The following is a 7,450-nucleotide window of genomic DNA, read 5'->3' on the forward strand; positions in this document are numbered from 1 at the left end:
GAGCACTCGTTTTTCGCGGCTATCGGCGCACTTCGGGGCGGAAAATCGGGTGCTCGCGGGCGCGGAGCACCGGAATACTTGCGCGGCACCGATGAGTTGAGTGGGTCACGGTCGTCAGGTCTGGTGTGACGTTCGAGGCACTACAGGGGTGACTCGGCGTCGGTCAGACATTCTGCGTTCGCGACACCCGGAGGTACACATGCCCGCCGAACCAGTCCATCGCCCGGCCGGACGAAGAACCCCGGCGGTGATCCGGCTGCTGGTCCTCGCGACCTTCGTGGTGATCCTCAACGAGACCATCATGATCAACGCGATCCCCCGCCTGATGACCGATCTGCACGTCACCGAGCGGTCCGCGCAGTGGGTGTCGACCGCGTTCATGCTCACGATGGCGGCCGTCATTCCCGTCACCGGATGGTTCCTGCAACGCGTCACCACCCGCCGCGCCTATGCGCTCGCGATGGGCGTCTTCCTCGCCGGCACGCTGTTGTCGGCCGCGGCGCCGTCGTTCGCGATCCTGCTGGTCGGGCGCGTGGTGCAGGCCGGCGGTACCGCCGTGATGATGCCGCTGCTCATGACGACCCTGATGACCGTGGTGCCCGAACACGACCGCGGCCGCGTCATGGGTAACGTCACCCTCGCCATCTCCGTGGCCCCCGCCATGGGTCCGGTCATCTCCGGTCTGGTGCTCCAGATCGGTTCCTGGCGTTGGCTTTTCCTGCTGGTGTTGCCCATCGCCGGCGCGGTGACCTTCTTCGGCCTGCGAAAACTGGAGAACGTCGGCGAACCCGAGAGCGGTGCGATCGATTGGGCCAGTGTCGTTTTCGCGGCCCTGGGCTTCGGCAGCCTGGTCTACGGCCTCAGCCGGTTCGAGGTCGGCAACATCGTGATCCCGGCGCTGATCGTCGCGGCCGGTGTGGCCTTCATCGCGGTGTTCGCGGTCCGCCAGATTCACCTGCAGCGCACCGGCTCTCCCCTGATGGATCTGCGAATCCTGTTGTCCGGCACCTACACCAAGGCGTTGGTGCTGATGGCCGTCGCCTTCCTGGCGATGATGGGCTCGATGATCCTGCTGCCGCTGTACCTGCAGAATCTGCGGTCGCTCTCGCCGCTGGAAACCGGCCTGCTGGTGATGCCGGGCGGATTGGCGATGGGACTGCTGGGGCCGACGATCGGGCGGCTGTTCGACCGCTTCGGCGGGCGCATGCTGGTGATTCCCGGCGCGGTCGGCATCACCGCGGCCCTGGCCGGTTTCACCCGCATCTCGCTGACGATGCCGTACTGGCAGCTGCTGGCCCTGCACATTCTGCTGATGGTGTCACTGGCCGCGGCCTTCACCCCGGTCTTCACCCTCGGTCTGGGCGCGCTGCCGCCGCATCTGTACTCGCACGGCAGCTCGATGCTCGGCACCCTGCAGCAGGTGGCCGCGGCCTTCGGCACCGCCCTGGTGGTCACGGTGATGACCGCCCGCGCCACCACGCTCACCGACCGCGGGATCGAACCGCTCGTCGCCCATCTGTCGGGTATGCGGCTGGCCTTCGCGATATCCGCCGGCCTGGCGGTGATCGTGATCGTCATGGCGGTGCTGCTGCCCAACCGGGCGGCATCCTCGGAGGCGGTCGTCCTCGATTCCGAGGACGTCGAGGACACCGAGATGGTCCGCGGCTGACCGCAGACCGAAACGCCCGCGAGACCACCGGTCTCGCGGGCGTTGTCGTGTTCAGCCGCGATCAGCTCCGGGATGAACCGGCACCGACATCGGACCCACCGTGAAGAACGAAGGGGTGTAAGGGATTTCGGCCGGATCGACAGCCAGTGTCAGATCGGGGAACCGGCGATACAGGCTCGACAACCCGAGCCGGCCCTCCAGCCGGGCCAGCGGTGCGCCGATGCAGTAGCGCGGTCCGTGGCCGAATCCGAGATGTGGCCGCGGCGGGCGGGTGATGTCGAATTCGTCGGCGGTCTCACCGTGATAGGCGGTGTCCACCCCGGTGGCCTGGTAGACCACACCGACCGCATTCCCCTTCGGTATCGGCACCCCGTCGATGGTCACGTCCGCCAGCGTGAATCGGAAACTCGTCATCATCACCGAGTGCCGATAGCGCAGCGTCTCCTCCACCACATCGGCCCACCGATCCTCCGCCTTGACCAGAGCCAGCTGGTCGGGATGCCGGCCCAGCGCGACCACCGCGTTTCCGAGCAGGTAGACGGTGGTTTCGTGGCCGGCGATCAGCATCAGCCACAGCACGGCGACCAGTTCGTCGGTGGTGAGCCGGTCGCCCTCGTCGCGGGCCCGGACCAGATCGGAGGTCAGATCGTCACCGGGCTCGCGTTGTTTGCGCTCGACCAGCTCGTAGAGATAGCCGCGCAGCGCCACCTGCGTCGAGAACGCCTCCTCGGCCGAAATATCCTGCGACAGTGAGGTCAACGTCCACTGCCGCAGCTGCGCCCGCTCCGATTCCGGTACGCCGAACAGCTCGCTGATCACCGCCATCGGCAACGCGTCGCAGAACGCCGGCACCAGGTCGACCGGATCCCCCGCGGCCGCCACGCCGTCGAGCAGGCCGTCGATGATCGCCTGGATCCGCGGCTCCAGAGCCCGGACCCGGGCCGGAGTGAAGCCCTTGCCGACCAGGCCGCGCAGGCGCCGATGGTCGGCGCCGTCCTTGGTCGACAGATGATCGCCCTGCACGATCGCCCGGAACGGCCAGTCCGCGGGGATCGATCCGTCGTAGAGCGCGGGCCAGTGTTTCGGATCCCGGGCGAAGGTCTTGTTGTCGCCCGCGAGGATCTCCTCGACCGCCCGATGGGAGAGCGCGAGGTAGGCCGGAACGCCGCCCGGGAAGTCGACTTCGACCACCGGAGCGGTCTTGCGTAGGCGGAGGCAGGTATCGAGGGGACGTTCGTTCGCATCGGGAAAAGCAGGTCGGTTCGTCATCACGGAACCCTTCGACTGTCGACGTGACTGCGCACGCGGATGAGACCTGTTGCCCGCGAAATCATCTCAGAGTTCCACCGCGGCCGGGCCGGGTCGGGCACCAGCCGTGGGGAGAGTACGCACCGAGGCGCGCGGCTCGCCGCGAAGGCGACGCGGCAGCCGTCCCGAATTAGAACGTGTTCTATATTCGAGGGGACCGTTCCTGCCATCCTCGGGAGTTGACGACATGTACAAGTGGTCCGATGAAGATCTGATGCTTCGCGACGCCGTGCGCGGCTTCATCAAGAAGGAAATCGAACCGCATGTCGACCGGCTCGAGAGCGGCGCGCTGCCGCCGTTCGACATCATCCGCAAGCTGTACGCCACCTTCGGCCTCGACGAGATGGCGCGCGAAGGGCTGGCGAAATCACTGGCTCGCGAGGAAGCCGGAACGCCGGGTAAGTCCGGCGGCTTCAGCGGGGCCGGCAGTATGGGCGTCATCCTCAACAGCGAGCTGGCCGGAGTGAGTCTGGGGCTGGTCGCGTCGATGGGCGTGAGCCTGGGCCTGGCCGTCGGCACCATCCGCAGCCGCGGCACCCTCGCGCAGAAGAAGCGCTGGCTGCCGGAGCTGGTGACCTTCGAGAAGGTCGGAGCCTGGGCGATCACCGAACCCGATTCCGGCTCCGACGCATTCGGCGGCATGAAGTCCTACGTCCGCCGCGACGGCGAGGACTACATCCTCAACGGCCGCAAAACCTTCATCACCAACGGGCCGTACGCCGATGTGACCGTCGTCTACGCCAAACTCGACGAGGAGGACGGCACCGACCGGCGCGAACGCAAGGTGCTGACCTTCGTCCTCGACAAGGGGATGCCCGGTTTCGTGCAGAGCGCGCCGTTCAAGAAGATGGGTATGAACTCGTCTCCCACCGGCGAGCTGGTCTTCGACAACGTCCGCCTGACCCCCGACCGCCTGCTCGGCGAGACCGAGAATCCCGCCAAGGGTGACGGCAAGGACAGCGCGAAGGAATCCTTCGCCGCCGAACGCATCGGCATCGCCTCGCTGGCACTGGGCATCATCAACGAATGTCACCGCCTCTGTGTCGATTACGCGAAATCGCGCACCCTGTGGGGTAAGGAGATCGGCCACTTCCAGCTCATCCAGCTCAAGCTCGCCGAAATGGAAATCGCCCGGATCAATGTGCAGAACATGGTCTTCAATGCCATCGAACGCACCGCCGCCGGCGAATCCGTCTCCCTCGCCGAAGCATCCGCGATGAAGCTCTACTCCTCCCGCGCCGCCACCGAGGTCGCCATGGAAGCGGTTCAGCTGTTCGGCGGCAACGGATACATGGCCGAGTACAAGGTGGAACAGCTTGCCCGCGACGCGAAGTCGCTGATGATCTACGCGGGCAGCAACGAGATCCAGGTGACGCATATCGCCAAGGGCTTGTTGAACGGCTAGTCCGCAGGCCCCTGCCCGACGTCCGGTTCAGATGTGCTGATCCGCCAGCTGCAATACCAGGCAGGCGACGGCCAGGGGCAGGAACAGTCCCACAGCCAGATAGAAGGTCTGGGCGTAGTCGGCGACGCGGATGTGGGTATAGGCCGCGCAGACGAAGTAGAGCACCAGGCCGATCGCGGCGGCCGTACCCACATACGGCACCCCGAGCACACCCAGCAGCAGCCCGGCCGCACCCGCGAGCTTCAGGGTGCCGATCGGGAAGGTGAGCCACGACTGCGGAATTCCGGCGGTCTCCATCGCCGGCGCCAACGTGGCCATGACCGGGGCGAATCGGGTGACGGCGGCGACCCCGGAGAAGGTGTTGGCGGCGATGGTGACGAGCATGACGGTCAGATAGGCGACGTACATCGGAGCCTCGCTCGATCGATAACTAATACGGTTTCCCAACTATATCGTTTTCATACGATATGAGATAGAGTGGATTCGTACCCGAGCAGTCGCCGTGGCGACGCTCTCATCCGAGCAGAGGACCACACATGTCCGATGACCTCTCCGTATCCGGAATCGACCCCACGACGGTCGATTTCGAACAGCTCTACAGCGGCGCCGCCCTGGCCCCCGGCCTTCGCCTGGAGAAACCACCGTGGGACATCGGCCGCCCCCAACCACTCCTCATCGCCTTGGAACGCGCCGGCCGGATCACCGGCGAGGTGCTCGACATCGGTTGCGGCCCGGGAGACACGGCCGTCCACCTGGCCGAATGCGGCTACCGAGTGACAGGTGTCGACATCGCCCCCACCGCGATCGACCAGGCCCGCGCCCGCGCCGCCGGCCGCGACCTGCCGGTCACCTTCGCCGTCGCCGACGCCACCATCCTCGCGGGCTACGACAACCACTTCGACACGGTAGTGAGCAGCGCCCTCCTCCACTGTCTCTCCCCCACCCAACGCCGCTCCCACGTCGCCGCCCTCGCCCGAGTAACGAAGCCAGGTGGAAGGCTCATCCAATTCAGCTTCGCCGCAACAGAACACGCGCACCTGTATGCGCCCTACCCGCTCTCCGAACCCGAACTGCGCAGCGAATTCACCACACCGGAGTGGGACATCACGACCCTGAGACCGGAGTTCATCGAGGCAGTGAATCCGCCGGAGGAAGTCCGAAAACTGTTCGCGTCCCATGGTTTCCATCCAGAAAAGGACGAGACCGCCGGTCTCCGACTGCCCGTCCACCTGCTGGAGGCTCAGCGGGTGTAACCGATCCGCTCGCCCCACCACGGTACGAAGGTGCGGTCGATGATCCGCGGCCGCAGGATCGGATCGTCTGCGGCGCAACGCCGGACATCCGGCCACCGCAACCACGGCACACCGGATCGAGTTGCCGGCCGGCCTCGCCGAACGCCCGGTCACCGGCACCACGGCACCCTCGATCGCGTCCCCAGCAAGCATCGAACGCCCGAGGTGGTCCGAAGGGCCGTCATCAGGCTCCCGAGTCGGCGACTTATCCCCTCTTCAGCGACACCCGCGAGGGGCGGAATCGGGCCAAGGCAGCCGGGACGACTCCCGGCTGCCTTGTCGAACCGCGCTCAGTGGGAGTCATGGGCCGCCTGTTCGATCACCCCGGCCACCACATCGGGGTGGGAGACCGCGACGGAATGCGAGGCGGCTACCTCGGTTACGTGGGCGTGGGCGCGTTCGGCCATGAAGCGCTGAGCCGCGACCGGGATGTTCTTGTCCTCGGTCGTGATCACATCCCAGCTGGGCTTCTCGGTCCATGCGGCGACGGTGGCCTTCTCGTCGAGCGCGGACTGCGCGATCGGCCGTTGTCTCGCGGCCATCAGGGCGGCGCGGTCGGGGGCGACGTCGGCGGCGAACTGGTCGCGGAACTTGGCCTGCTGGATGTACAGGTCGGTACCGGTGCTGCCGTCGGTGTTCGTGACCGGCACCGGATTCACTGCGCCCGGCAAAGTGGAGCCGGGGAACTGATTGGTCAGCCCGAGTGCCGTCTCCCCCGGCGCCGGCAGGAACGCCGCCACATAGACCAGGCCCTCGACCTGATCGTTCCCGGCGCCCGCCGCGCTGATCACCGACCCGCCGTAGGAATGCCCTACCAGGATCACCGGCCCGTTGATATGGCTGATCAGGCCACGCAACCCGGTGGCGTCCATGGCGGGCCCGCGGAGCGGATTCGCCGCCGCGACAACCGGATAGTGGTCACTGCGCAGCTTCTCGATGACACCGTCCCAGCTGGAGGCGTCCGCGAACGCACCGTGCTCCAGCACGATCGTCGGCTTCGGCGCGTCCTCGCCGGGCCCTGCCTGGGATGTCGTTTCGGCGGCGCAGGCAACGGCCACACTCCCCGCGACGACAACCGCCGCCACCACCGAAACCGTCCGGACAACGCGCCGCCGCGTGCGGCCACGTCCGACTACGACCATGTGATTACGCCCTTCGTACAAGTGGTGCGGATACGGGTTCCACTGTGCGAGGCGGACCCGTCGCCAGGCATCCGTCAGACGACGCTGTCGACGACGTAATCGGAGCCGACGCGAGCGATTACGTCGTCATCAGCGTCATGCGACGGATGTCGCGATCGGATCTCCGGACGACAGTGAAGTTCTGTTCGTTCCCCACGGAGGAGAATCCGATGAGCACCCTTGCCGTCACGAAATCCGAACGCGCCGCCCTGATTCGGCTGTACCTCGGCCGCGGCGTCCTCGCCGTCGCATGGGCGGCCGTCTTCGCCACAGCCCACGAATCCCTCGACGCACTCGCCGTCGGCCTGCTGGTCGCCTACCCGTTGATCGACGCCGTCTCGTCGCTGATCGACTACAAGGCGACCGACGCCGGCCCCGAACGCCGCGTCACCGCCTTCAACGCCACGCTGAGCACGCTGGCCGCCGTCGCGGCCGGGACCGCAGCGATCACCGGCGGCGTAGCCGCAACCCTCGCCACCTTCGGCGCGTGAGCGGTCCTCTCCGGTGCGGCCCAGGTCGCCGTCGGCCTGTACCGTCGGGGTCCCGAGCTCGGCAAGCAGTGGCCGATGCTCATCGCCGGCGGTCTGTCGTTCCT

7 protein-coding genes are annotated in these 7,450 nt (G+C 66.8%); 4 read left to right on the plus strand and 3 right to left on the minus strand.

Annotated features, from left to right (window positions below; translation table 11 throughout):
• The first annotated feature begins 199 nt into the window (after positions 1-199).
• The gene (locus tag ON23_RS10075; RefSeq protein ID WP_039777751.1) at positions 200-1,669 is read left to right on the plus strand and encodes an MDR family MFS transporter; all 1,470 of its coding nucleotides are present in this window, start codon (positions 200-202) and stop codon (positions 1,667-1,669) included.
• 51 nt (positions 1,670-1,720) lie between these two features.
• Here ON23_RS10075 and ON23_RS10080 read toward each other — a convergent pair whose 3' ends face one another.
• Positions 1,721-2,938: a cytochrome P450 family protein gene (locus tag ON23_RS10080; RefSeq protein WP_086006882.1), complete on the minus strand. Its 1,218-nt coding sequence runs from the start codon at positions 2,936-2,938 to the stop codon at positions 1,721-1,723.
• A 226-nt stretch (positions 2,939-3,164) separates the two neighbouring features.
• Here ON23_RS10080 and ON23_RS10085 point away from each other — a divergent pair, with 226 nt between their 5' ends.
• Positions 3,165-4,382: an acyl-CoA dehydrogenase family protein gene (locus ON23_RS10085; RefSeq protein WP_039777755.1), complete on the plus strand. Its 1,218-nt coding sequence runs from the start codon at positions 3,165-3,167 to the stop codon at positions 4,380-4,382.
• 27 nt (positions 4,383-4,409) lie between these two features.
• Here the strand turns inward: ON23_RS10085 and ON23_RS10090 are convergent, their stop codons facing one another.
• Positions 4,410-4,790: a DoxX family protein gene (locus ON23_RS10090; protein WP_039777757.1), complete on the minus strand. Its 381-nt coding sequence runs from the start codon at positions 4,788-4,790 to the stop codon at positions 4,410-4,412.
• Between the two features lie 128 nt (positions 4,791-4,918).
• Between ON23_RS10090 and ON23_RS10095 the strand changes: the two genes are divergently transcribed.
• On the plus strand, positions 4,919-5,635 hold the full coding sequence (locus ON23_RS10095) for a class I SAM-dependent methyltransferase (RefSeq protein ID WP_039777758.1): 717 nt from the start codon (positions 4,919-4,921) through the stop codon (positions 5,633-5,635).
• 329 nt (positions 5,636-5,964) lie between these two features.
• Here the strand turns inward: ON23_RS10095 and ON23_RS10100 are convergent, their stop codons facing one another.
• A complete protein-coding gene (locus ON23_RS10100; protein WP_245555926.1) occupies positions 5,965-6,759 on the minus strand; it encodes an alpha/beta fold hydrolase in 795 nt (264 codons plus the stop codon).
• Between the two features lie 266 nt (positions 6,760-7,025).
• On the opposite strand from ON23_RS10100, the gene ON23_RS10105 reads away from it, so the two are divergent.
• Positions 7,026-7,346, plus strand: coding sequence for a hypothetical protein (locus ON23_RS10105; RefSeq protein WP_210743851.1), 321 nt, complete (start codon positions 7,026-7,028; stop codon positions 7,344-7,346).
• Positions 7,347-7,450 lie beyond the last annotated feature (104 nt).

It is taken from the genome of Nocardia cerradoensis NBRC 101014, assembly GCF_000308535.1.
Lineage (GTDB): Bacteria > Actinomycetota > Actinomycetes > Mycobacteriales > Mycobacteriaceae > Nocardia > Nocardia cerradoensis.